The sequence below is a fragment of the Pseudomonas putida genome, assembly GCA_041879295.1.
Lineage (GTDB): Bacteria > Pseudomonadota > Gammaproteobacteria > Pseudomonadales > Pseudomonadaceae > Aquipseudomonas > Aquipseudomonas putida_Y.
This window is the reverse complement of record CP047152.1, coordinates 4,354,858-4,380,889: the sequence shown is the minus strand read 5'-3', so window position 1 is coordinate 4,380,889 and position 26,032 is coordinate 4,354,858. Positions and strand designations below refer to the sequence as shown.

Below are 26,032 nucleotides of genomic sequence, written 5' to 3'. Positions count from 1 at the left end.
TAATCGTGGTGTAAAGAGCTGTTTTTAAATCGATTGCTGCCTGATGCTCCGGGCTATATGCCCTACGGCAATTATGCCGCGAGCGTTCAGGCAGACTTGCGATGGGATGATTCAGCGCTTGAATACACCGGTATTCGCCGGTCACGCGGTGAGCGACTGACGAGTCCGGGCGATCACCGCCTGCAGCGGTTCGTTGCGGCTGTATTGCTCGTGGTACAGGCGTTCGGTATGGCAGGCAACGCCGTGTTCGTCTACCAGGGTGAAGCTGAAGCTGCCCTTGCGTGGGGCAACGATAAGGCACTTCAACGGCGAGAAGGCCTGGGAGAGGGTGCCAATGGCAGCCTGAATCTGATGATGAGTTTGCATATTGTTGGAGGTTCCTGCTTTAAACACGGGGGATATGATCCGTGCATGATAGAAACGTTCCAGTGACGCCTTTATTAAGGGACGAACGAACCTGACTGGAACAGGGCAGCCAGAGGGGGCGCAATCAAATGTAGGCGCTTGGGCTGACTGGTAGGTACTTCGGAAGGCAGGCAGCACGCCGGGGCCAAGGTTCTAGGCCGTCGAGGTGGGATCCTGATCAATCTGTCATGTGATTCGTGCTTGCGCAGCGCAAGGCTGGCGAGTGAACCATTGAATGGGCCGGTCCTGGTTTCAGCAGAGCTGCTTTTGGGGGAGCGAGTCTGCAAGGACGCTTGCGGCCAGAATTGACTTTCAGCTTGGTACTAACGAGGGGCACCTTACCGGAAGTGCAGATGTTTAGCAAGCACTACGTTTGTTCAGGTGAGCCGCGCAGTATGGCGCGAATTCTCGCTGCTGGGAAGAGGGGGTAAATGGCCCAAATGCCGGCCGATGTGCCCTTTTCGGGCACCCAAATGGAGGTTTATGGTGCACTTGTTCACATTCGGGGCAGCGCTTGTAACGGCTTGGCAACACCATCCCGCAGCCTCGCCAATGCCTTGACTGCGTGGTTAAGTCAATGAAAAAAAACACTATTTTTAGCTGGTGAAAAAATCGTCAGTTTGACCAAAGCCCCCAATTCATGGGGGTTTGAGGGGTGTGAGAGGGGGTTGTCCACCGAGTTATCCACAGGAACTGTGGATTGTCCCGAGCGCTTGCTCTAGCACGGGCGTGCCAGCAATGGGATGAACTGTCCGACAATCGTCATGCTCCAGCAGACCGGTTGGTCATCCACCTGAAAACGTCAAGAAAAGATCATTGAATTTTTTTTCAATCCGCCAGAAATCGACAGGCCAAGGCGAAAAAAAAAGAGTAGAGTGGCGCGCCTTTCGAGTCACCAAACCTGTTGCTCATGAAGTTTCGCGGTAAACACCTCGCCAGCCCCACTGCATCGACACTTGCACCTCCCGCTAAACGCTTTTCCCTGAAAGTGGCCCTGTGGTTGCTCGACAGCCCGCGCCTGGGCGACAAACCTCAGGTCAAGCACCTGGCCGGGCACCTTTTGAAGCAGCCGGCGCGCGAGGGGGTGGTAGTGGCGCAAAGCCGACTGGGGCAGATGTTGTGCCGCGATTGTGGCAACGCCCGCGACCGCCGTATTGGCCATGAGCTGCTGCGTCAGGCAGCCCGCGCAGGGGATCGGCGGGCGCAGCTGGAGTACGCTCGGCTGTGTCAGCACAACGAGCCGGAGCAGGCGCGCTATTGGCTCGAGCTTGCCGCAGGGCAGGGGTCGCAGGAAGCGCGCCGGTTGCTGCGACAGTGGTTTGCTGCCTGAGCGCTGTTGCCTGCGCGGGCCCTTTCGCGGGCAAGCCCGCTCCCACCAGATTACCTCTGTCTTCAGGCTTGCGCGGCACTTGCAGAAGCGGGTTTACCCGCGAATACGGTAGCAGCAGCAAAGGTGGACGGCGGGTGATAATTGGCCAGCAGGCCCGGTCCTTTCGCGGGTAAACCCATCTACAGGCGACCGCGCAGGCTTTTCAGATTTTGAGCAAGACAGTTGCTTCCACCTGTGGGAGCGGGCTTGCCCGCGAAGAGGCCGATGCAGGCAACACACCAGTCAGGCTGATAAGCTGCACTCAATTTGCATCAGAGCGTTCGGGGTAAGCATGACAGTGGATCTGGCCAGCATTCTGCTGGGCTTGGTGGCAGGCGCAATACCCTGTCTGGTGTGGGTCATGCAGGTGCAGCGCCGCCAGGGCGCACGGCAAGGTGAGCAGGCCTTGCTCGAAGAGCGCCTCAACGCTGCCCAGCTGGCCCAGGCCGGTCTGCAGGCGCAACTGGATGCCAGTCGCGACGAGGTCAGCGACCTCAGTGAAGCCAATGCCGTCAAACAGGCCCAGCTGGCCGCCCAAGGCCGTGAGCTGGAGTTGCTGCAGATCGACCGCGACAATGCCCGTGACGCCGCCCACGCCTGGAGCCTTGAGCGCGCCAACCGCGAAGCCGAACTGCGCCGCCTGGAGGCGCAAACGGCGCGCCTGGACGCAGAACTGCGTGAACAGCAGGAGAGCCACCAGCAACGTCTGGAAGACCTGCAGGAGGCCCGTGACACCTTGCGCGCCCAGTTCGCCGACATGGCCACCAAAATCTTCGACGAACGTGAACAGCGCTTCGCCCAGACCAGCCAGCAGCACCTGGGCCAGTTGCTCGACCCGCTCAAGGAGCGCATCCATGCCTTCGAAAAACGCGTGGAGGAAAGCTACCAACAAGAGGCCCGCGAGCGCTTCTCGCTGGGCAAGGAGCTGGAGCGCCTGCAACAGCTCAACCTGCGTCTGTCCGACGAAGCCACCAACCTTACCCAGGCCTTGAAAGGCCAGAAGACCCAGGGTAACTGGGGGGAGCTGATCCTCGAACGTGTGCTGGAGCATGCCGGCCTGGAAAAGGGCCGCGAATACCAGACCCAGGTCAGCCTGAAAAGCGCCGACGGCGAGCGCTTCCAGCCGGATGTGCTGATCATGCTGCCCGGCAACAAGCAGGTGGTGGTGGACGCCAAGGTCAGCCTCACGGCGTACCAGCAGTTCGTTGCCGGCAACGACGAAGCCGCGCTCAAGCAGCATGTGCAGTCGCTGCGCAGCCACGTCAAAGGCCTGTCGAGCAAGGACTACAGCCGCCTCGAAGGCCTGCACAGCCTGGATTTCGTGTTGTTGTTCGTGCCCATCGAGGCGGCCTTCTCGGCGGCCCTGCAGGCCGAGCCGAACCTGTTCCAGGAGGCCTTCGACCGGCAGATCGTGATTGTCAGCCCTACCACGTTGCTGGCGACCTTGCGGGTCATCGACAGCCTGTGGAAGCAGGAACGTCAAGGACAGAACGCCCGCGAGATTGCCGAGCGTGCCGGCTGGCTCTACGACAAATTCGTGCTGTTCATCCAGGACCTGGACGAGCTGGGCAGCCGCCTGCAGCAGGTGGACAAGGCTTATGCCGCAGCGCGCAACAAGCTGTGCGAAGGGCGTGGCAACCTGGTCAGCCGAAGCGAGCAGCTGAAGCTGCTGGGGGCCCGCGCCAGCAAGAGCTTGCCGGCAGACCTGCTGGAGCGGGCGCTGTCCGACGAAGCGCTGCCCGACGTAGCGGTTACTGAGCCAGGCTCAGATGGCGATTGAGCAGGGCGCGCAAGGCCGCCGGCTTGACCGGCTTGGCCAGGTAGTCCAGGCCTGATGCGTGTACCAGGGCAATGGTTTCCTTGCTGCCGTCGGCGCTGATCACTACACCGGGTACCGGCTCACCCAGCCGTGCTCGAAGCCAGCCCATCAGCCCTGTGCCGGTCTCGCCGTCGTCCAGGTGATAGTCCACCAATGCCAGGTGCGGGCGCATGCCCTTGGCCAGCAAGGCTTCGCATTCGGCCTGGTTGCGCGCGGTCCATACCTGGCAACCCCAGCGGCTCAGCAGGCTGTTCATGCCGATCAGGATGCTGTCTTCGTTGTCCACGCATAGCACTTGTAGCCCGGCCAGTGGCTGGCCGCCCTGTTGTTCCACGGGGGCGCTTGGCGCCGCGGCGGCCTGGCGCGCAATCGGTACGCTGACGCGGAACACCGTGCCTTTGCCCGGCCATGAGCGCACTTCCAGCGGATGCCCCAATACCCGGCACAGCCCGTCTGCGATTGCCAGACCCAGGCCTAGCCCCTTCTCGGCGCGGGTCTGGTGGCTGTCCAGGCGCTTGAACTCCTGAAAGATCACTTGCAGCTTGTCGTCAGCAATGCCCGGGCCACGGTCCCAGACCTCCAGCCACAGGCGCTCGCCCTGTCGGCGCGCGCCCAGCAGGATCGGGCTCTTGCCATAGCGCAGGGCATTGGTGAGGAAGTTCTGCAGCACCCGGCGTAGCAGTTTCATGTCGCTGTCCACCCGCAGGCGGCTGCCGCGCAGGCGGAACTCCAGGCCCTTCTCGGCCGCCAGCAGCTTGAACTCGGCGCCCAGGGTGTCGAACAGCTCATTGAGGGCGAAGGGTTTGGCATCCGGGGTGATCTTGCCGTTTTCCAGGCGCGAGATGTCCAGCAGGTCGCTGATCAGCTCTTCAGCCGAGCGCAGCGAGCTGTCCATGTGCTGTACCAGTTGCTGGGCCTCTTCGTTCATGCCCTCGGCCTGTTGCGACAAGGCGGCAGAGAAAAGCCGTGCGGCGTTCAAGGGTTGCATCAGGTCATGGCTGACGGCGGCCAGGAAGCGGGTCTTGGACTTGCTCACTGCTTCGGCCTGGCTCTTGGCTTCGGACAGCGCCTGGTTCAACTGCGACAGTTCGTGGGTGCGCTCCGCCACGCGTTGCTCAAGGCGTTCGTTGGCATCGCGCAGGGCCTGCTCGGCCTCGCGGAACGGGGTGATGTCGGTGAAGCTCATGACAAAGCCGCCGCCCGGCATGGGGTTGCCGATCAGCTCTATCACCCGGCCATTGGGGAACAGCCGCTCTGAGGAGTGCGCGCGGCCCTGGCGCATCCAGTGTAGCCGCCGCGCCACATGCACCTGCGCTTCGCCGGGGCCGCACAGGCCGCGCTCGGCGTTGTAGCGGATGATGTCGGCAATCGGTCGCCCTACGCTGATCAGCCCGTCCGGGTAGTTGAACAGCTCCAGGTAGCGGCGGTTCCATGCCACCAGGTGCAGGTTCTGGTCGACCACGCTGATGCCTTGGTTGATGTTTTCGATGGCGCCTTGCAGCAGGGCGCGGTTGAACTGCAGCACCTCACTGGCTTCGTCAGCGATGCGCACCACGTCTTCCAGCTGCATGTCGCGGCCTTCGATGGCCGCTTTGACCACGGCGCGGGTCGAGGAGGTGCCGAGCACCCCGGCCAGCAGGCGTTCGGTGTGCTCGATCCAGTCGCCATCGGCGTTCTGATTCGGGTTGAAGCCCTTGCCCTGGCGGTAGGCAAAGCGGATGAAGCTCTGCCGTGCGCGCTCTTCTCCGACAAAGCGCGAGGCCAGGGTCAACAGGTCGTCGATCTGCACCGCCAGCAGCGGCTTGCTGCTGGGCCGCGCGCTGGTCTGCTGGCCAATGAAGCGGCCGGCCTGCCAGTGCTCGGAAACCCGTGTGCGCGACAGCACCGAAACCCAGGCGAACAGGGTGAAGTTACCTGCCAGTGACAGCACCACACCTTGGGTCAGCGGACTGATCGGCAGGTTCAGCGGGTTGCCATGCAGCCACGCCAGGCCAGGGAACAACTGCAACGACCAGCCCAGGCTGTGCGCGGCAATCGGCAGCACCAAGGTGTAGAACCACAGGAAAATGCCGGCGGCCAGGCCGGCGAACACACCGCGACGGTTGGCCTGCTTCCAGTACAGCGCGCCAAGCATGGCCGGGGTGAGCTGGGTCACGGCGGCAAAGGCGATCTGGCCGATGGTCGCCAGGCTGGCGGTGGAACCCAGCAGGCGGTAGCTGACATAGGCCAGCAGCAGGATCACCACGATGGTTACCCGGCGTACCGAAAGCATCCAGTGGCGGAATGCTTCGAAAGGCCGCTCGGCGTTATTGCGGCGCAGCAGCCAGGGCAGCAGCATGTCGTTGGACACCATGGTCGACAGCGCCACGGCCTCGACGATCACCATGCCGGTAGCCGCCGAGGCGCCGCCGATGAACGCCAGCAGGGCAAGGCTCGGGTGCGCCTCTGCCAGCGGCAGGCTGATGACGAACGAGTCGGAGATCACCGTGCCTGGCAGCAGCATCTGCCCGGCCAGGGCAATCGGCACCACGAACAGCGCGGCCAATGCCAGGTACATGGGGAATACCCAGCGCGCCAGGCGCAAGTCCTGCGGCTCGATGTTCTCCACCACGGTAACGTGGAACTGCCGGGGCAGACAGATGATTGCCATCATCGCCACGGCGGTTTGCACCACCATGGACGGCCAATTGATGGTTTCTTTCCAATAGTCCTGCAAGTGGATCGACTGGCGGGCCTGGCTGAACAGGTCGTCGAAACCGTCATACAGGTTGAAAACGATGAAGATGCCCACGGCAAGGAACGCCAGCAGCTTGATCATTGATTCGAAGGCGATCGCCAGGACCATGCCGCGGTGGTGCTCGGTCACATCCAGGCTGCGGGTACCGAAGACGATGGCGAACAGCGCCAGTACCAGCGATATCACCAGCGCGGTGTCCTGCACGCGGGTGCCGGTGGCATCGGCGTTGGCGCCGATCAGCAGGTTCACGCCCAGTACGATGCCCTTGAGCTGCAAGGCGATGTACGGCAGCACGCCGACCAGGCAGATCAGCGCCACCACCACTGCCAGGGTCTGCGACTTGCCGTAGCGCGCGGCAATGAAGTCGGCGATCGAGGTGATGTTCTGCTGCTTGCTGATCAGCACCATCTTCTGCAGCACCCAAGGCGCGAAGATCAGCAGCAATACCGGGCCCAGGTAGATTGGCAGGAACGCCCAAAGCTGTTCGGCGGCCTGGCCCACCGCGCCGAAGAAGGTCCAACTGGTGCAGTACACGGCCAGCGACAGGCTGTACACCCAGGCGCGCAGCTTTGGCGGCAAGGGCGTGCTGCGACGGTCGCCGTAGAAGGCGATGGCGAACATGATGGCCATATAGGCCAGGGCGACCACGGCGATCAGCCCGCTGGACAACGACATGAAGACTCCGAAGCAAAAAGGTAACGCGGTCCCGATCAATCAGTCTGGCACGCAAGTGCCGCTTCGTCAGCGCAGACGATGGTTGTAGGAGCGGGTTCACCCGCGAATAGGCAGGAACAGGCAACATCAAACCGTGCGGGTACCCAACCCGTAAAACACCCCTGCCAGTATCACCGACAACACCAGCAGGTAGAAGACCGCCCCTGGCCACAGGTGTGCCAGTGCAAACCCCACCATCACTGGGCCCAGCGCCGCCCCCAGATTGGACAGGTTCTGTGCGCCGTAATACACCCCGCGCAAGTGCTCCGGTGCAATCAGGTCGATGAACATGTACTCGGCCGGGATCACGATGATTTCACCCAGCGTGAACACCAGCATCGCCAGGCACCAGGCCAGCACCGAGCCAGCCAGTGCAAAACCCAGCAAGCCGGCGATAAACAGGCCCATGCCGGCCAACAGCCACGGCATCAGGCGCTGGCGGCTGATACGCCGGCCAATCAGATACTGCAAGGCAATGACCGTCACGGCGTTGGTGGTGACCAGATAGCCGATCAGCCGTGCGGCTGCGGTGGGGTTGCTGGTTACCACCAGGTACTGGGACAGGTAGGCGGTGAACTGGCCGAACACCACCGCGCTCAGCACCCCTCCCGCGGTAAAGCACACCAGCCGACGATCCCGCGCCAGCCCCAGCGCCACTTGGCCGAAGCCGGCCGCAGGTTTGTCCGGCGCGCTGGCCTGCAGGCTGCGATCACCCAGGCGCCAATAAGCCAGGCACATGGCCAGGCCAAGCAGGGCAGAGGCGAGGAACGGCACATGTTCGTTCAGTTCAAGCATGGCCACGCCCAGCAACGGGCCGGCGGCGTAGCCAACGTTGCTGAGGGTGTACTTGATGGCGAAAACCTCGGCCCGCTCATCCACTGGCAGTAACGCGCAGAAGCCCGCCTTGGCGGCGATGTCGACCACTGCCAGGGCCAGGTTGATCAACACCAGACAAAAGAAGAACGGCAGTGCCGAACGGCTGGCGACCGCGCCGACGAAGGCCAGGGCGAACAGCAGGGTACTGATGCTGACCAGCGCGTGGTTGCTCAAGGTGTCGACCAGATGGCCACCGTACAGACTCAATAGCGAGGCGACGATCAGCGCGCCACCGATCAGCAGGCCGATCTGGCTGATCGGCAGCTGGAAATTGTCTGCCAGGTAAACCACCAGGTAGGGCAGGGTGAGGGCGCGGGCGATGGTAAGCGTGAAGGTGGTGGTGAGCAGCAGGCGAACGGTGTGCGGGTAGCGTTTTATGGCGGCGAGCATTGCCACGTCCTTGTTATGCGGGTTTGCCGGGCACAAGCATAAGCCACAAGCGGCCCTTGCAGCAGCACCGACAACATTCGAGTGAATGCGGGAATTCTCCGGCCGCTTCACAGCCCTCCGCGACACAAGGCCGCGTCACAAGCAAAAGGGCGACGGGCGGAGGATTGACAGCCCGACAGGCTGGGGGAATACTCTTGAAAAATTCATATATATGTTTATATAACAAGACGAGAGCGAGACCCATGCACCCATTGACCGGTGATGCTCGACTGCCCCGCTACCAACAACTGCGCGACCACATGGTCGCGCAAATTGCCAACAACCGCTGGCGTCCGGGGGAAGCGATCCCGACCGAAGCAGCCTTGGCCACCGAGTTCGACCTGTCGATCGGCACCGTGCGCAAGGCTGTCGATGTGCTGGTAGCCGAAGGCGTGCTGGAGCGTCAGCAGGGTCGCGGCACCTTCATTCGCCGCCCGCAGTTCCAGTCGTCGCTGTTCCGCTTCTTCCGTTTCGAAGCCGCCAATGGCGAGCGCGTGGTGCCGGAAAGCCGCATTCTCTCTATCGAGCCGCTTCCGGCGCCTTCGGCGGTGGCCGAGGCATTGGGCCTGACGGGGGAGGCTGATGTGATCCGCATCGTTCGCACCCGTCTGCTTGGCGCCCAGCCGGTGCTGGCTGAAGAGATCTGGCTGCCGCGTCAAACCTTCCAGCCGCTGCTGGACGTGGATTTGAACAGCAAGGGCCCACTGCTGTACCCGATCTACGAAGCGCTGTGCGGTCAGGTGGTCGCCTACGCCGAAGAGACCCTGACCGCCGAAGCGGTCGACGCGGTGCATGGCCGCTTGCTGCAACTGCCGGCCGACAGCCCGGTGGTAGTGATCGAGCGCCTGGCCCGGGATTACGCCGGCAAACCTCTGGAATGGCGCCGCTCGCGCGGCCATGCGCAGCACTTCCGCTACCGCATCGACATTCGCTGAACCGGTCGCTTCACCCTTTTACCTGTCTGCGCCGTGCTGCCACGGCGCAGTGGCTTCGCCTGCCCGTCACACCCACGACTAGAAGGATAACAATCATGTTCAGCTGGTATCGCGAGATCACCTCACGGGAACGCAAGACATTCTGGGCCTGTTTCGGCGGTTGGTCGCTCGATGCGCTGGAAGTGCAGATGTTCGGCCTGGCCATCCCCGCGCTGATCGCCGCGTTCTCCCTGACCAAGGGCGACGCCGGCCTGATCAGTGGCCTGACCCTGGTGACCTCGGCAATCGGCGGCTGGCTGGGTGGCACCCTGTCCGACCGCTATGGTCGCGTGCGTACCCTGCAATGGATGATTCTCTGGTTCTCGTTCTTTACCTTCCTTTCGGCATTCGTCACCGGTTTCTACCCGTTGCTGTTCGTCAAGGCCATGCAAGGCTTTGGCATTGGTGGCGAATGGGCAGCCGGCGCTGTGCTGATGGCCGAAACCATCAACCCCAGGTATCGCGGCAAAGTCATGGGTACGGTGCAGAGTGCCTGGGCTGTGGGGTGGGGGCTGGCGGTGGCACTGTTTACGCTGATTTACTCACTGGTACCGCAGGAGTTTGCCTGGCGGGTGATGTTCTTCGTCGGTCTGCTGCCATCGCTGCTGATCATCTGGGTACGCCGCAACGTGCCTGAGCCGGACAGTTTCCAGCGCCTGCAGAAAGAAAAAGCCATCCCCTCCAGCTTCTTGCAGTCGATGGCTGGCATCTTCCGCCCGGAACTGCTGCGTGTGACCCTGCTGGGCGGCTTGCTCGGCCTGGGTGCCCACGGTGGCTACCACGCGGTGATGACCTGGTTGCCGACCTTTCTCAAGACAGAGCGCAACCTCTCGGTGCTTAACTCTGGCGGTTACCTGGCGGTGATCATCCTGGCCTTCTGGTGTGGCTGCGTGGTCAGCGGCCTGCTGATCGACCGTATTGGCAGGCGCAAGAACATCCTGCTGTTCGCCCTGTGCTGTGTACTGACCGTGCAGGCCTACGTGTTCTTCCCGCTGAGCAATACCCAGATGCTGTTCCTCGGCTTCCCGCTGGGCTTTTTCGCCGCCGGCATCCCGGCCAGCCTTGGCGCGTTTTTCAATGAACTGTACCCGGCTGACGTACGCGGCGCCGGGGTGGGCTTTTGCTACAACTTCGGTCGCGTGCTGTCGGCCGTGTTCCCCTTCCTGGTCGGGCACATGAGCGAATCGATGTCGCTGGGGAGTGCCATCGGCATCGATGCCGGCATCGCGTATGGCGTTGCGGTGATCGCAGCCCTGTGCCTGCCCGAAACCCGTGGCCGCAACCTTGAATCTGCACCTGCGCCGGAAGCGGCCGGTGCCGTCGCCAAGTAACCTGAACGTGTTTGTATGAGAACCATGCCCCACGCACCCGCTTTGCACCTGACCGCCATCGACAGCCACGCCCACGTGTTCAGCCGTGGCCTGAACCTGGCCAGCCAGCGGCGTTATGCGCCCAGTTACGATGCGCCGCTGGGCGACTACCTGGGCCGGCTGCGGGCTCATGGTTTCAGCCATGGCGTACTGGTCCAGCCCAGCTTCCTGGGTACCGACAACCGCTATTTGCTCAGCGCCTTGCAGACCGTGCCTGGGCAACTGCGCGGGGTGGTGATGCTGGAGCGGGATGTCGAGCGCGCGACGTTGGCGGAAATGGCCCGGTTGGGGGTAAGGGGTGTACGCCTCAACCTCATGGGGCAGGATATGCCTGACCTGACCGACGCGCAGTGGCGGCCGCTGCTGGAACACATCGGCGAGCAGGGGTGGCACGTGGAACTGCACCGTCAGGTGGCGGACATTCCAGTGCTGGTGCGGGCATTGCAGCCCTATGGCCTGGACATCGTGATTGACCATTTCGGCCGGCCAGATGCCCGCCTTGGCCTGGGCCAGCCGGGGTTTGCCGAACTGCTCACCCTGAGCGGTCGGGGCAAGGTATGGGTGAAGGTGTCCGGCATCTACCGGCTGCAGGGCTCGCCGGAACAGAACCTGGCATTCGCCCGTCAGGCGCTGTGCGCGCTGGAAGCCCATTACGGCGCAGAGCGGTTGATGTGGGGCAGTGACTGGCCGCATACCCAACATGAGTCGGAGGTCAGTTTCGGCACCGCTGTCGAACAGTTCGAGGCCTTGGGGTGTTCAGCGCAGTTGCGCCAGGCACTGTTGGTGGATACCGCGCGGGCGTTGTTTGGCTTCGAGTGACTTAGCGCCAGTGCTGCAACTGCCAGCAGGTCCTTGAAAGCAATCTCGCCTGGCCATGCCTGAGCTGGTGCTTGCCAGCCAGCGCATTTCCCATGCAGATTTGTGGCCCGGCGCGCTTGGCGAGCCTCCAATTGAAAAGCCCTCAGGACCAAGGACGATGAGTCACTCTTCGCAATTCACGTTGCTCGGCAAGCGGCGTTTCCTGCCGTTTTTCATCACTCAGTCGCTGGGTGCCTTCAACGACAACCTGTTCAAGCAGTCGCTGATCCTGGCGATTTTGTTCAAGCTCAGCCTGGGCGATGGTGACCGATCGATCTGGGTCAACCTGTGTGCCTTGCTGTTCATCCTGCCGTTTTTCCTGTTTTCGGCGCTGGGCGGGCAGTTTGGCGAGAAGTTCGCCAAGGATGCGCTGATCCGCGCAATCAAGCTGGCCGAAATCGTGATCATGGCGATTGGTGCGCTGGGCTTTGTCACCAACCATCTGGCGCTGATGCTGGTGGCGCTGTTCGGTATGGGGACCCACTCGGCGCTGTTCGGCCCGGTGAAGTATTCGATCCTGCCGCAGGCCCTGCGCGAGGAAGAGCTGGTGGGCGGTAACGGGCTGGTGGAAACCGGTACCTTCCTCGCCATCCTCGCCGGCACTATCGGCGCCGGGGTGATGATGTCGGCCGACAGTTACGCAACGGTGGTGGCCGGTGGCGTGGTCGGCACGGCGGTACTCGGCTACCTGGCCAGCCGCTGGATCCCCCGGGCTGCTGCCGCCTCGCCGCAAATGCCGCTGGACTGGAACATCTTCAAGCAGTCGTGGGTGATCTTGCGCATGGGCCTGGGCCAGCCGCCGGCGGTGTCGCGTTCGATCGTCGGCAACTCGTGGTTCTGGTTTGTCGGCGCCATCTACCTCACGCAGATCCCGGCCTATGCCAAGGATTGGCTGCACGGTGACGGCACGGTGGTGACCCTGGTGCTGACACTGTTCTCGGTGGGCATCGCCCTGGGCTCACTGCTGTGCGAGCGGCTCAGTGGACGTAAGGTGGAAATCGGCCTGGTGCCGTTCGGCTCGTTCGGCCTGACCCTGTTCGGCCTGCTGTGGTGGTGGCACTCCGGTGATGTGCCGGCTGCAGCAGCGCCGCACGACTGGCTGGCATTGCTGGGCATGAGCCAGGCCTGGTGGATCTTGCTGTCGATCATTGGCCTGGGCGTGTTCGGCGGCTTCTACATCGTGCCATTGTATGCGTTGATCCAGGCCCGCACGGCCGAGGACGAGCGCGCCAGGGTGATCGCGGCCAACAACATCCTCAATGCCTTGTTCATGGTGGTGTCGGCGGTGCTCACCATCATCCTGCTAGGCGTGGCCAAGCTGAGCATCCCGCAGCTCTTCCTGGTGGTGTCGCTGCTCAATATCGCGGTCAACACCTATATCTTCAGGATCGTCCCCGAGTTCACCATGCGCTTCCTGATCTGGCTGCTCAGCCATTCGATGTACCGCGTGCAGCACCGAGACCTTGAGCGCATCCCCGACGAGGGTGCAGCGTTGCTAGTGTGCAACCACGTGTCGTTCGTCGATGCGTTGCTGCTGGGCGGGGCTATCCGCCGGCCGATCCGCTTTGTCATGTACTACAAGATCTACAACCTGCCGGTGCTCAACTTCGTGTTTCGCACTGCCGGTGCCATCCCGATTGCCGGGCGTAACGAAGACCAGGCGACGTACGAGCGGGCCTTCGCGCGCATTGCCGAGTACCTGGCGGATGGCGAGCTGGTGTGCATTTTCCCGGAAGGCAAGCTGACGGGCGATGGCGAAATCGATGTCTTCAAGGGTGGGGTCAGCCGCATCCTCGAAGAAACGCCGGTACCGGTGATTCCGCTGGCCTTGCAGGGGTTGTGGGGAAGCTTCTTCAGCCGTGACCCGGCCAAGGGTTTCTTCAAGCGCCTGTGGTCGCGGGTGACCATCGTGGCAGGCGCCGCCGTCCCGGTGGAGGCGGCGCAGCCTGAAGTGTTGCGTGAACAGGTCAGCCGCCTGCGCGGCCATCTGCGATAGGGGCTAGCTGGCGCTGACTTTCAGGCCGACAAGGCCGCAGACGATCAGCGCCACACTGACCAGCCGCACCAGGGCCATGGACTCGCCGAACAGAATGATCCCGGCGATGACCGTACCGACTGCGCCTACGCCGGTCCAGATGGCATAGGCGGTGCCCAGCGGCAATTCCTTCATGGCCAGGCCCAACAGGCCCAGGCTGATGACCATGGCGCCGACGGTAAGGACAGTGGGTAGCGGTCGAGTGAAACCGTCGGTGTATTTGAGGCCGACGGCCCAGCCGACCTCGAACAGGCCGGCGAAAAACAGGATGATCCAGGACATGAGTGTGTCTCCATCGTTTGAATGATGGGGCCGTCCCCGGAGTGGTCACGCGGTGCGTCGTGAGGTCGTCCTCACCGTGGGCATCATGGTGCCTGTCTGCGGCCTTGCGGGCAAGACCGCGCCTGCAAGGGGTTACCACTTGCAGGCGCGGGTTTACCCGCGAAGAGGCCGGTGCTGGCAGAAAACGATTCAGGCCAGCACCTGCATTTCATACCAATCAGACCCCTTGCGGGATCTCTTCCCCACCCAGCGCCTCGAACAGCACCGGCAGGAATTCGGCAAAGGTCATCATCATCAGCTGGAAGCTGGCATCGAACTGCTGCGCAGCCTCATCGCCACCGTCCTGCTCGGCCTGCTCCTGCAGCAGCTCTTCGAACTTCAGGCGCTTGATGACCATCTTGTCGTCGAGAATGAACGACAGCTTGTCTTGCCAGGCCAGGGCCAGCTGGGTCACCACCTTGCCAGTGGAAAGGTGCAACTGGATCTCTTCGCCGGTCAGGTCCTGGCGCTTGCAACGCACGATACCGCCATCTTCGGCGGTGTCACGCAGTTCGCACTCGTCCAGTACATAGAAGCCTTCGGCGGCTTGCTGCGATTTGACCCAGTCGGTCATGGTGGCCACCGGCGCAATCTTCACCGTGGCCGGGCGCACCGGCAGCGAGCCCATCACTTCACGCAGGGTCGACAGCAGGTCTTCGGCGCGCTTGGCGCTGGCCGAGTTGACCAGGATCACGCCCAGGCGCGGGGCAATGGCAGCGAAGATCATCGAGCGGCGGATGAACGCACGCGGCAGGAACGCCTGGATGATTTCGTCCTTGATCTGGTCGCGCTCCTTTTTATAGACCTTGCGCATTTGCTCGGTCTCGATCTCTTCGACCTTTTCCTTGACCGCGTCGTTGACCACGCTGCTCGGCAGGATGCGTTCTTCCTTGCGCGCGGCAATCAGCAGGTACTCGCCGCTGACATGCACCAGGGGAGCGTCTTCGCCTTTGCCGAACGGCGCGACGAAACCATAGGTGGTCAGCTCCTGGCTGGCGCAGGGGCGGGCCGGCTTGCTGGCCAGGGCGGCTTCCAGCGCTTCAGGCTCGAACGGAACTTCCTGGGTCAGGCGGTAGGTCAGCAGGTTCTTGAACCACATGAGGGGCAATCTCTCCTTAATGCATAAGGCGGGCATTATTCTCCGAGCGGTGAGTTGAGGCCAGCCCTGTCAGAGGGCCAGCAGTGGCTTATGCATGAAAGAATCGGCCGACAACGCTAGGTCTTTGAAAGGCCTGAGGTTTTTTTTGCAAAAAGTTTAAAAAGTGCTTGCCAGGGTGCGGGACGCTCCGTAGAATGCGCGCCACACCGAGACGAAGGGTGATTAGCTCAGCCGGGAGAGCATCTGCCTTACAAGCAGAGGGTCGGCGGTTCGATCCCGTCATCACCCACCACTCGATGTATAGCGCAGCGGTAGTTCAGTCGGTTAGAATACCGGCCTGTCACGCCGGGGGTCGCGGGTTCGAGTCCCGTCCGCTGCGCCATATTCCACTTCCAGGGCCCACTGAACACCCGGAAGTAACAAAGAAAGCGACCTTAGGGTCGCTTTTTTTGTGCCTGATTTTTGGTGTTTGATCGAAGTGTGAAAAAACTTCGATAAGTGCTTGCCAGAGCGCCAAGTCGCCCGTAGAATGCGCGCCACACCGAGAGACATGGGTGATTAGCTCAGCCGGGAGAGCATCTGCCTTACAAGCAGAGGGTCGGCGGTTCGATCCCGTCATCACCCACCACTCGATGTATAGCGCAGCGGTAGTTCAGTCGGTTAGAATACCGGCCTGTCACGCCGGGGGTCGCGGGTTCGAGTCCCGTCCGCTGCGCCATATTCCACTTCCAGGGCCCACTGAACACCCGGAAGTAACAAAGAAAGCGACCCTAGGGTCGCTTTTTTTGTGCCTGAATTTTGTACTCATACCTGCAAGCGTTTGCCGCAGCTTCAGCCACGACGTTCCTCCTCCCGCAATGTCAGCACCTCATACCCACCCTCAGTCACCGCCACGGTATGCTCCCACTGCGCCGACAGGCTGTGGTCACGGGTAATCACCGTCCAGCCATCCTTCAGCGTGCGCGTCCCACGCCCACCCTGGTTGATCATCGGCTCGATGGTAAACACCATGCCCGGTTTCAGTTTCATGCCCATGCCACGTTGGCCAATGTGCAGCACCTCTGGTGCTTCATGCATCTGCTGGCCAATACCGTGCCCGCAATACTCGCTCACCACGCTGTAACCCGCCGCCTCGGCATGTGCCTGCACGGCATGGCCGATATCGCCCAGCGTTGCCCCAGGGCGCACCTGCTCGATGCCTTTCCACAACGCGTCATAGGTGGTGTCGACCAGGCGCCGGGCTTCATCGCTGATCTTGCCGATGCCATACATCTTCGACGAATCGGCAATGTAGCCGCCCTGTTCCAGAGTGATGTCGACGTTGATGATCGAGCCTTCCTTGAGTACCTCATCGACCTTGGGGATGCCGTGGCATACCACGTGGTCCACCGACGTATTGAGCGAGTAAGGGAAACCGTACTGGCCTTTGCTTGCAGGCCGTGCCTTGAGCGTATCGACGATGAACGCCTCGGCGCGGTCGTTGATCTGCATCGTGGTCACTCCGGGGCGGATGAAGCTGTCGAGTTCGGCGAACACCTGGGTCAGTAGCTGGCCGGCGCGGCGCATCAGGTCGAGCTGGGTGGGGGTCTTGAGGATCACCTGGGACATGGGGGGAGGGTAGTTGCTCATGCTGGAAATTGCCCCAGCATAGCGCCAGCGGGTACCGGCTTGCCACCGCATGGTGCGTAGCCTGTGCAGGCCTCTTCGCGGGCGTGCCTGCTTCCATAGGTACGGCGCCGCCCTCAGGCCTTGCGATATCCCTGTGGGAGCGGGCATGCCCGCGAAATGGCTGGTATAGCTGGCCCATAAATTGCTGATTTACCCTCATCCCGGGCTATCAACGTCGACAGCCCTCACCACTTCACGACAAAGGCGCCGTGTTGCCCCGCGTGCATCAGCATGCCGGGGCAGCCGGCGCCTTTTTGCGTTTTCACAGGAGCCCGCCCATGGCCAACAGCGAAGTACGCAGCGTCTGCCCCTACTGCGGCGTGGGCTGCGGCATCGTCATGAGCGTTGCCGATGGCAAGGTCGGCAAGATCAGCGGCGACAAGCTGCACCCGAGCAACTTTGGCCGCCTATGCACCAAAGGCCTCACCGCACACCTGCCACTGAGTGCCAGCGGGCGCATGGCCGATGCCTACGTGCGCCAGCAACGCAGCCAGCCGCCAGTGCGCACCAGCATGGACCAGGCCATCGCTGCCACCGCCGAGCGTCTGCGCGGCATCATCGACCAGCACGGCCCGGATGCCATGGCGCTGTACGTGTCCGGGCAAATGTCGCTGGAGGCCCAATACCTGGCCAACAAGCTGGCCAAGGGCTTTATCCGTACGCGCCACATCGAGTCCAACTCGCGCCTGTGCATGGCCAGCGCCAGCAGTGGCTACAAGCTGTCGCTTGGCGCCGATGGCCCACCTGGCAGTTACCAGGACTTCGAGCACGCCGAGGTATTTCTGGTGATCGGCGCCAATATGGCCGACTGCCACCCGATCCTGTTCCTGCGCCTGCTTGACCGGGTCAAGGCCGGCGCCAGGATGATCGTCGTCGACCCGCGGCGCAGCGCCACGGCCGACAAGGCCGACCTGTTTCTGCAGGTGCGTCCCGGCAGCGACATGGCCTTGCTCAACGGCCTCTTGCACCTGCTGCATCGCAACGGCCACACCAACCCCGACTTCATTGCCCGCTACACCGAAGGCTGGGACGAACTGCCGGCCTTCCTCGACGACTACACCCCCGAGCGCGTAGCCGCCATCACCGGGCTGGCCGAGGCCGATATCATCAAGGCCGCCGAATGGATCGGCAGCGCCAACAACTGGATGAGCTGTTGGACCATGGGCTTGAACCAGAGCATTCACGGCACCTGGCACAGCAACGCCATCTGTAACCTGCACTTGGCCACGGGGGCTATCTGCCGCCCCGGTAGCGGCCCGTTCTCGCTGACCGGCCAGCCCAATGCCATGGGCGGCCGCGACATGGGCTACATGGGCCCTGGCTTGCCAGGCCAGCGCTCAGCGTTGGTGGAAAATGACCGCGCATTCGTCGAACGACAATGGCAACTTCCACCCGGCAGCCTGCGCAGCGAGGGCGGCGAGGGTACGGTGGCGCTGTTCGGGCAGATGAAAACCGGTGAAGTGAAAGCCTGCTGGGTCATCTGCAGCAACCCGGTGGCCAGTGTCGCCAACCGCCAGCAAGTGATCGACGGCCTGCGCAAGGCCGAACTGGTCATTACCCAGGACGCCTTCCTCGACACCGAAACCAATCGCTACGCCGACATCCTGCTGCCGGCCGCGCTGTGGGCCGAAGGCGAGGGTGTGATGATCAACAGCGAGCGCAACATGACCCTTATGCCACGCGCTGTCGAGCCGCCCGGGCAAAGTTTGCCGGACTGGCAGATCATTGCCCGCGTGGCGTGTGCCATGGGCTATGCGGACGCCTTCGACTACCCCAATGCCGAAGCGGTGTATGAGGAAATACGCCGCTTCCACAACCCTGTGACCGGTTATGACCTGCGCGGTATCGGCTATGCCGAATTGCGTACGCAGCCGCGCCAGTGGCCCTGTGCGCCGGGCAGCCAACAGCAGCGCAGCCCGCTGCGCTACCTCAACGACGGCAGCAGCCAGGCGCTCCTGCTCGATGCCCAAGGTGGGCGGCCGGCACTGGCTTTCCCCACCGCCAGTGGCAAGGCGCGCTTCTTTGCGCGGCCCTGGTTACCGGCAGCGGAATTGCCGGACGATGACTACCCCATGGTGCTGAACACTGGCCGTGTGCAGCACCAATGGCACACGTTGACCAAGACCGGCAAGGTGCCGGCACTGAACAAGCTGGAGCCCGGCCCCTACCTTGAGATTCATCCCGAGGATGCTGCCCGGCTGGGTGTCGCTGAAAAGGACCAGGTGGCCGTTCGCTCGCGTCGGGGGAACGCCGTGCTGCCGGCGCGCATCAGTGACCGGGTCATGCCGGGCAACTGCTTTGCGCCGTTTCACTGGAATGACCTGATCGGCGAGCAATTGGCGATCAATGCCGCGACCTGCGATGCGGTCGACCCGCTGTCGCTGCAGCCTGCCTTCAAACACTGCGCCATAGCCCTGGAGCGGGTCGCAGGCGAGCGCATCGACGCCCTTGATCTGAACACTGCCACTGTAGAGCCCGTCCGCATGCCGATCGCCACCCTGTCCCGTCTGCTTGGCCTGCACACCCTGCCGGTTCCGGTGCTGGCCGAAGAAGAGCGTCATTACCTGCAAGGTTTCCTGCTGGGCCTGGACCAGGCCCGCGCCGAGGGCGTACCCCGCCTGCCGGCCAGTGCGCCGCTGGCTGCCAGCCGTCGTTTGTTTGTCGACGGCTTGCTGGCCGGGCTGTTCGCCCATCCTGCAACTGCACCCATCGCAGCACAGGCCGCGCCATGGCATCAGGTGCTGTGGGCCTCGCAGACCGGCACTGGTGAGCAACTGGCCGAACGCTGTGCCGCGCGCCTGCGCGATGCTGGTCTGAACGTGCAACTCAGTTGCCTGGAGGTGGTCAGTCCAAGCCAGTTGCAGGGCGCTGCCAGTGTGGTGTTGATCGCCAGCACCTTTGGCGATGGCGACGCGCCCGACAGCGGCGCGGCATTCTGGCAGGCCTTGCAGGGTGAGGAGGGCGCTCACTGCGCCGGGCTGTCCTATGCCGTACTGGCCCTGGGCGACTCCAGTTACGACCAGTTCTGCGGTTTTGGCCGCAAGCTCGACCAGCGCCTGGCCGAGCTGGGAGCGCGGCGCCTACTGCAACGGGTGGACTGCGAGCCAGACTTCGACGAAGCCTTTGCCGGCTGGCTCGAAGCGCTATTGCCTGCACTGGGCAGTGCTGCGGCACCACCACCGGCGAGTGAACCTGCACCCTTGGCGGTCTATAGCAAGCAGCAACCCTGGATGGCCACTGTGCTGGAAAACCGCCTGCTCAATGGCCCCGGCGCCAGCAAGGAAACCCGTCAGCTGGTCTTCGACTTGGGCAGCAGCGGCTTCAGTTATGCTGCCGGCGATGCCCTGGGCGTATGGCCGCGCAACTGCCCGGCCCTGGTAGAAGAGCTGCTGACGCTGATGCAGCTCGATGGCCAGGCGATGGTCGAGCTTAAAGGTCATTGCGCCATGCCATTGGCCGAAGCCCTGCAAGCACATCTGGAAATTGCCAAGGTCACTGCGCAACAACTGCAGGCATTTGCCAGCAATGCGCCTGACCTGCAGCGGTTGCTGCAGCCTGAATGCAAGGCCGAGCTGCAAGATTGGCTGTGGGGCCGGCAGTTGGTCGATGTGCTGCGCGCCTTCCCCCAGCAGTTGCCGCTGGCTAGCTGGCTGGAACTGCTCAAGCCATTGCAGCCGCGGCTCTATTCGATCAGCTCCAGCCCACTGGCGCACCCAGGCCAGGTGCATCTGACGGTGTCGACGGTGCGTTATGGCGAACGTAAAGGCGTGTGCTCAAGCTACCTTGCCGACCGTGCGCAGGTGCAGAAAGTGGCTATCTTCCCGCAGGTGTCGAAGCACTTTCGCTTGCCCGAGGACGACGGCGTGCCGGTGATCATGGTGGGCCCTGGTACTGGCATTGCACCGTTTCGTGCGTTCCTCGAGGAGCGAGAGGCACGGGGGGCAAAAGGTGACAACTGGCTGTTCTTCGGTGAGCAGTACGCAGCGACCGACTTCTATTACCAGGAGCAGTTGCAGGCCTGGCAGGCGGCGGGGCACCTGCGGCTGGACACGGCGTTCTCGCGGGACCAGGTCGAGAAGATCTATGTGCAGCAGCGCATGCTCGAGCAGGGTGCGCAGCTGTGGCAGTGGCTGCAGGCGGGGGCGTATTTCTATGTCTGTGGCGATGCCCAGCGCATGGCCAGGGATGTAGATACGGCGTTGCGGGTGATCATCGCCGAGCATGGCCGGATGGATGCGGCGGCGGCTGCGGCTTATGTCGAAGGCTTGAGCAAGGCCAGGCGTTATCGGCGCGATGTGTACTGAAGTGCTCCAAGATGGGGTGCTGTGCACTTTGAATGTGCATTGGCTGGGCGGGCCCAGCGCAAGTGTAGGAGCGGGTTTACCCGCGAAGAGGCCGGCACAGGCAACCCAGGCATCCCACGCAGCCCAATTGGCACACTCCCTGCTTAACCTCGGATACAACAAAGCCCACTGATCAACGGCGATCAACCCGGGCCCCCTACCGTGATGAATACAGGCAAAGGCGCCTGGAGCTTCGGCTCCAGGCGCTTTTTTTTTGATCGAGGATCGGCTTATGAAGGCAACAGCGAGCAGCGGGCAACGAGAGCGACTGGTCATCGTCGGCAACGGCATGGTCGGCCACCATTGCGTCGAACAACTGGTCAGTCGCGGCGCCCTGCAGCGCTTCGAGGTGCGGGTATTTGGCGAAGAGCGCCAACGCGCGTATGACCGCGTGCACCTGTCCGAATACTTCGGCGGCAGCTGTGCCGAAACCCTGGCCCTGTGTGAGCACGATTTCTACGACGCCAATGGCGTGCACCTGCACCTGGGTGAGGCCGTTCTGGAGATCGACCGCGAGCGCCGCGAAGTCGTCACTGCCGAAGGTCGTTACGGCTACGACCAACTGGTGCTGGCTACCGGCTCCTATCCCTTTGTGCCGCCAATCGAAGGCTCCAGCGGCAATGCCCGCCTGGTCTACCGCACCCTGGACGACCTCGATGGCATTCGTGCTGCCGCAGCCGGTGCCCGCCGAGGGGTGGTGGTCGGCGGTGGCCTGCTTGGCCTGGAAGCGGCCAACGCCCTCAAGTCGCTGGGGCTGGAAGCCCACGTGGTGGAATTCGCCCCACGGCTGATGCCGGTACAGCTGGACGGCGAGGGCGGTGCCGCGTTGAAGGCGCAGATCGAAGCGCTGGGTGTGGGGGTGCACCTGGCGCGCGCCACCCAGTCGGTCAGTGCCGGTGAAACCTACCGCTACCGCATGAACTTCGACGGCGGTGAGCACCTGGAAACCGACCTGATCGTGTTCTCCGCCGGTATCCGCCCACAGGATGCACTGGGCCGGGGTTGCGGCCTGGACATCGCCGCGCGCGGTGGCGTGGTTATCGATAACCACTGCCGCAGCAGCGACCCACGCATCTTCGCCATCGGCGAGTGCGCCTCGTGGAACGGCAGTGTGTTCGGCCTGGTCGCCCCAGGCTACAGCATGGCGCGCAACCTGGCTGGGCTGCTGATGGGCGAGGCGGCGGTGGCGTTCACCGGCGCCGACATGTCGACCAAGCTCAAGCTGCTGGGGGTGGATGTCGGTTCGATCGGCGATGCCCACGGTGCCACGCCGGGCGCGCGCAGCTATCGCTTCATCGATGAAGCCAACAGCGCTTACCGCCGTTTGGTGGTGGATGCCAGCGGCAAGCACGTGCTCGGCGCGGTGCTGGTCGGCGACAACAGCTATTACGACACCCTGTTGCAGTACGCCCAGAACGGCATCGCCCTGCCGGCCGACCCGGCAGCGCTGATCCTGCCGCAAGGCGGTGGTGCGCCGGCCTTGGGCGCCGATGCGCTGCCCGACAGCGCGACCATCTGCTCCTGCCACAACGTCAGCAAGGGGGCGGTGTGCGCCGCGATCGACAGTGGCTGTAGCGACTTGGCTGCGGTCAAGGGCTGCACCAAGGCCGCGACCGGCTGCGGCGGTTGCGCGGCCCTGCTCAAGCAAGTCTTCGAGCACGAACTGACGGCCCGCGGCGTGGCGGTGGACAAGAGCCTGTGCGAGCACTTTGCCTACACCCGGCAGGAGCTGTACGGGTTGGTGCGGGTGGAGGGTATCCGCACCTTCAGCGAACTGCTCGAGCGCCATGGCAAGGGCCATCTGGGGTGTGACATCTGCAAGCCGGCGGTGGGCAACATTCTCGCCTCGTGCTGGAACCAGCCGATCATGGACCCGGCACTGGTACCGCTGCAGGACACCAACGACACCTTCATGGCCAACATGCAGAAAAACGGCACCTATTCGGTGGTACCGCGCATTCCCGGTGGTGAAATAACCCCCGACAAGCTCATCGTCATCGGCCAGGTGGCCAAGAAATACGACCTGTACACCAAGATCACCGGTGGCCAGCGCATCGACCTGTTCGGCGCCCAGTTGCACGAGCTGCCGCTGATCTGGGGCGAACTGATCGAGGCCGGTTTCGAAACCGGCCACGCCTACGGCAAGTCGACCCGCACGGTGAAGTCTTGCGTGGGTAGTACCTGGTGCCGTTACGGCGTGCAGGACAGTGTCGCCATGGCCCTGCGCCTGGAAGACCGCTACAAGGGCCTGCGCAGCCCCCACAAGCTCAAGTTCGCGGTATCGGGTTGCACCCGTGAATGCGCCGAGGCGCAGAGCAAGGACATCGGCGTTATCGCCACCGACAAGGGCTGGAACCTGTACGTGTGCGGCAACGGCGGCATGCGCCCGCGGCATGCCGAGCTGTTCGCCACCGACCTGGACGACGAAACCCTGGTACGCCTGATCGACCGCGTGCTGATGTTCTACATCCGCACGGCCGACAAGCTGCAGCGCACCTCGGTGTGGCGTGAAAACCTGGAAGGCGGGCTGGACTACCTGAAGCAGGTGATCATCGACGACAGCCTGGGCCTGGCCAGCGAGCTGGAAGCGCAGATGCAGCATGTGGTCGACCAGTATGAATGTGAGTGGGCCAATGCCCTCAACGACCCGGAGAAGCTCAAGCGCTTCCGCACCTTCGTCAACGACCGACGCGCCGACCCGGACGTGCACTTCGTGCGCGAACGCGAACAACGCCGGCCCGCAGCACCGCTGCACCTGATCCCAACCGTCGAGGAGGCTGTCTGATGAACCTGGCCAATACTGCTGTGAACACGCAAGAAAACTGGCAGACGGTGTGCCAGGCACAAGACCTGGTGGCCGACTCCGGCGTCGTGGTTTGGTTCGATGCGGCCCAGGTGGCGTTGTTCTACCTGCCGGGGCAGGCCCAGCCGCTGTATGCAGTGGACAACCGCGACCCACGCTCCGGCGCCAACATCATCGGCCGCGGGCTGGTGGGCAGTGTGCAAGGTGAGTTGGTGGTGGCAGCGCCGCTCTACAAGCAGCACTTCAGCCTGCTGAGTGGGGAGTGCCTGGAGGATGCCGGGCAGAGGTTGCGGGTGTGGCCGGTGCGGTTGAAGGGGGAGGCGGTGGAGCTGGCGGTGACCTGATACCCCTTTGCTGCCTGTGCCGGCCTCTTCGCGGGCAAGCTCGCGCCTACGGAATCTGCACCGCCTTCAAATACGGCGCTGCACCTGTGGGAACGGGCCTTCCCGCGAAGAGGCCAGCACAAGCCGACTAGATAACCAACCCCTGCGGTTTGCGTCCGGCAAATACATCCACCAGGCTGGCCACCACCATCTCGCCCATGCGCGTGCGTGTCTGTACCGTGGCACTGGCGCGATGCGGTTGCAGGACTACATCTTCGCGCTCGAACAACGCCTCGGGCGCTCGCGGTTCATCGGCAAACACATCCAGCGCCGCGCCAGCGATCTCGCCGGCCTGCAACGCCGCGACCAACGCGGGTTCATCCACCAGCTTGCCGCGTGCGATATTGATCAGATACCCCTCGGCGCCCAACGCCCGCAGCACGTCGCGATTGATCAGCGCCTCGCCCTTGTCAGCCGCCGCCGCGAGGATCAGCGCATCGCTGTCCTTGGCCAACTGCAGCAGATCTGCCTCGAACCCGTAGGGCACATCCAGCGCCTGTAGATCGGTGTAGCGGATCGGGCAACCGAAGGCTGTCGCCCGCTGTGCTACCGCCCGCCCGACCCGGCCCATGCCGACGATGCCCACGCGCATGCCCGACACCTGCCGGGCCAGTGGCAGCGGTGCCAGCGGCGTGGTGCTGGTGGCCCAACGGCCGGCGCGAACGAAGCGGTCACCGGTGCAGATACCCCGGCACAAGCCGATCAGCAGGCCGATGGCAAGATCGGCGACGTCCTCGGTGAGCGCACCGAGGGTCGCCGTCACCTGGATGCCGCGATCGCGGGCATAGGCCAAGTCTACCGCGTCGGTGCCGACGCCATTGACGGCGATCACTTCGAGGTTGGGCAGGCGCGCCATCAGCGCCTGGCTGATGCCGGTGTGGCCGCCGGTAATCACGCCCCGAATGTTGCTTGCATACTGGCTGACGTAGGCATCCTTGTCGGCCTGTTCGTAGTAACGGTGTACGGTGAACAGCTGTTCCAGGCGCTCACGGATCTGCGGGATCAGGATAGGGCTCAGTTGCAGGACTTCTGGTTTCATCGGTCACTCCATCATAAACAGGGATCAGCCACGGCCAACGAACGGCATGTTGCTGGCCATCACGGTCATGTTCAGTACGTTGGCGTCGAGCGGCAGCGCTGCGATGTAGCGCACCGCATCGGCCACATGGCGCACGTCGAGCATCGGTTCGGCGGCGATCTCGCCATTGGCCTGGCGCACCCCACGGGTCATGCGCTCGGACAACTCGGTCAGGGCGTTGCCGATGTCCAACTGGCTGCACACGATGTGGTAAGGCCGACCATCCAGCGCCAGCGCCTTGGTCAGGCCCAGCACCGCATGCTTGCTGGCGGTGTAAGGTGCGGTGAACGGGCGTGGGGTGTGCGCCGAGATCGAGCCGTTATTGATGATTCGCCCGCCTTGCGGCTGCTGGCGGCGCATCAGGCCGAAGGCGGCGCGGGCGCACAGGAACACACCATCGACGTTGGTGGCCATGACGTTGCGCCAGTTCTCCAACGGCAGCTCGTCCACCGGCACGGCGGGCGCGTTGATGCCGGCATTGTTGAAGATCACATCGAGCCGGCCGTGCACTTCTTCGATGGTGGCGAACAGCTGCGCGACGCTTTGCTCGTCGCGTACATCGGTGGGCACGGCCAGTGCCTCACCGCCTGCTGCCAGCGCCTGTGCAACCACGGCTTGCAGGGGTTCGGCGCGGCGCCCGGCGAGCACCAGGCTGAAGCCGTCATCCAGCAGGGCAAGGGCGACGGCGCGGCCGATGCCGCTACCGGCACCGGTGACCAGGGCGATTTTCTTGTTCTGGGTCATGTCGGGT

General features: G+C 63.3%; 17 protein-coding genes and 4 tRNA genes. 13 read left to right on the top strand and 8 right to left on the bottom strand.

From position 1 onward, the window contains the following. Nucleotides 1–141: 141 nt before the first annotated feature. Nucleotides 142–366 carry a hypothetical protein gene (locus GST84_20040; protein ID XGB14486.1) on the bottom strand — a complete coding sequence of 75 codons (225 nt, stop codon included), beginning with the start codon at nt 364–366 and terminating at the stop codon, nt 142–144. A 949-nt stretch (nt 367–1,315) separates the two neighbouring features. Here GST84_20040 and GST84_20035 point away from each other — a divergent pair. Together GST84_20035 and rmuC are read left to right on the top strand one after the other, a co-directional pair. Then, nucleotides 1,316–1,735, top strand: coding sequence for a sel1 repeat family protein (locus tag GST84_20035; GenBank protein XGB14485.1), 420 nt, complete (start codon nt 1,316–1,318; stop codon nt 1,733–1,735). 331 nt (nt 1,736–2,066) lie between these two features. Continuing rightward, the gene (gene rmuC / locus GST84_20030) at nt 2,067–3,554 is read left to right on the top strand and encodes a DNA recombination protein RmuC (protein ID XGB14484.1); all 1,488 of its coding nucleotides are present in this window, start codon (nt 2,067–2,069) and stop codon (nt 3,552–3,554) included. Here rmuC and GST84_20025 read toward each other — a convergent pair. Next, a complete protein-coding gene (locus GST84_20025; protein XGB14483.1) occupies nt 3,526–7,005 on the bottom strand; it encodes a response regulator in 3,480 nt (1,159 codons plus the stop codon). The two genes, rmuC and GST84_20025, sit on opposite strands and share 29 nt — an antisense overlap. Nucleotides 7,006–7,131: 126 nt before the next feature. Further along, nucleotides 7,132–8,310, bottom strand: a complete 1,179-nt coding sequence (locus tag GST84_20020) for an MFS transporter (protein ID XGB14482.1) — start codon at nt 8,308–8,310, stop codon at nt 7,132–7,134. 242 nt (nt 8,311–8,552) lie between these two features. On the opposite strand from GST84_20020, the gene GST84_20015 reads away from it, so the two are divergent. From GST84_20015 to GST84_20000, 4 genes are all read left to right on the top strand, one after another. Beyond that, on the top strand, nt 8,553–9,284 hold the full coding sequence (locus GST84_20015; GenBank protein ID XGB14481.1) for a UTRA domain-containing protein: 732 nt from the start codon (nt 8,553–8,555) through the stop codon (nt 9,282–9,284). A gap of 95 nt (nt 9,285–9,379) precedes the next feature. Further along, on the top strand, nt 9,380–10,654 hold the full coding sequence (locus tag GST84_20010) for an MFS transporter (GenBank protein XGB14480.1): 1,275 nt from the start codon (nt 9,380–9,382) through the stop codon (nt 10,652–10,654). A gap of 24 nt (nt 10,655–10,678) precedes the next feature. Continuing rightward, nucleotides 10,679–11,512, top strand: a complete 834-nt coding sequence (locus GST84_20005; GenBank protein ID XGB14479.1) for an amidohydrolase family protein — start codon at nt 10,679–10,681, stop codon at nt 11,510–11,512. A 157-nt stretch (nt 11,513–11,669) separates the two neighbouring features. Continuing rightward, a complete protein-coding gene (locus GST84_20000; GenBank protein XGB14478.1) occupies nt 11,670–13,547 on the top strand; it encodes an MFS transporter in 1,878 nt (625 codons plus the stop codon). Nucleotides 13,548–13,550: 3 nt separating this feature from the next. Here GST84_20000 and sugE read toward each other — a convergent pair whose 3' ends face one another. Further along, nucleotides 13,551–13,868 carry a quaternary ammonium compound efflux SMR transporter SugE gene (gene sugE, locus GST84_19995; GenBank protein ID XGB14477.1) on the bottom strand — a complete coding sequence of 106 codons (318 nt, stop codon included), beginning with the start codon at nt 13,866–13,868 and terminating at the stop codon, nt 13,551–13,553. 217 nt (nt 13,869–14,085) lie between these two features. Beyond that, nucleotides 14,086–15,006 (bottom strand): recombination-associated protein RdgC, encoded by a 921-nt coding sequence (rdgC, locus tag GST84_19990; GenBank protein ID XGB14476.1) that lies wholly within the window; start codon nt 15,004–15,006, stop codon nt 14,086–14,088. 216 nt (nt 15,007–15,222) lie between these two features. On the opposite strand from rdgC, the gene GST84_19985 reads away from it, so the two are divergent. The 4 genes from GST84_19985 (at nt 15,223) to GST84_19970 (ending at nt 15,724) form a co-directional block, all read left to right on the top strand. Continuing rightward, nucleotides 15,223–15,298: transfer RNA gene (locus GST84_19985), tRNA-Val, on the top strand. 13 nt (nt 15,299–15,311) lie between these two features. Continuing rightward, nucleotides 15,312–15,388, top strand: a tRNA-Asp gene (locus GST84_19980). Nucleotides 15,389–15,558: 170 nt separating this feature from the next. Next, nucleotides 15,559–15,634 (top strand) — tRNA-Val (locus tag GST84_19975). Between the two features lie 13 nt (nt 15,635–15,647). Continuing rightward, nucleotides 15,648–15,724, top strand: a tRNA-Asp gene (locus GST84_19970). 113 nt (nt 15,725–15,837) lie between these two features. Here the strand turns inward: GST84_19970 and map are convergent. Continuing rightward, nucleotides 15,838–16,686 (bottom strand): type I methionyl aminopeptidase, encoded by an 849-nt coding sequence (gene map / locus GST84_19965; GenBank protein XGB14475.1) that lies wholly within the window; start codon nt 16,684–16,686, stop codon nt 15,838–15,840. Nucleotides 16,687–16,952: 266 nt separating this feature from the next. On the opposite strand from map, the gene GST84_19960 reads away from it, so the two are divergent. The 3 genes from GST84_19960 to nirD all read left to right on the top strand — a co-directional run bounded on the left by GST84_19960 (nt 16,953) and on the right by nirD (nt 24,164). Next, nucleotides 16,953–20,978 carry a molybdopterin-dependent oxidoreductase gene (locus GST84_19960; protein ID XGB14474.1) on the top strand — a complete coding sequence of 1,342 codons (4,026 nt, stop codon included), beginning with the start codon at nt 16,953–16,955 and terminating at the stop codon, nt 20,976–20,978. Nucleotides 20,979–21,249: 271 nt separating this feature from the next. Then, entirely contained in the window at nt 21,250–23,802 is a 2,553-nt protein-coding gene (gene nirB, locus GST84_19955; protein ID XGB14473.1) for a nitrite reductase large subunit, read from the top strand. Next, a complete protein-coding gene (gene nirD, locus GST84_19950; GenBank protein XGB14472.1) occupies nt 23,802–24,164 on the top strand; it encodes a nitrite reductase small subunit NirD in 363 nt (120 codons plus the stop codon). Before nirB ends, nirD begins: the two co-directional genes overlap by 1 nt. A 127-nt stretch (nt 24,165–24,291) precedes the next feature. On the opposite strand, the gene GST84_19945 is transcribed toward nirD, so the two are convergent. Together GST84_19945 and GST84_19940 are read right to left on the bottom strand one after the other, a co-directional pair. Continuing rightward, entirely contained in the window at nt 24,292–25,242 is a 951-nt protein-coding gene (locus tag GST84_19945; GenBank protein ID XGB14471.1) for a 2-hydroxyacid dehydrogenase, read from the bottom strand. Between the two features lie 24 nt (nt 25,243–25,266). Further along, a complete protein-coding gene (locus tag GST84_19940) occupies nt 25,267–26,025 on the bottom strand; it encodes an SDR family NAD(P)-dependent oxidoreductase (GenBank protein ID XGB14470.1) in 759 nt (252 codons plus the stop codon). Between the last annotated feature and the right edge of the window lie 7 nt (nt 26,026–26,032).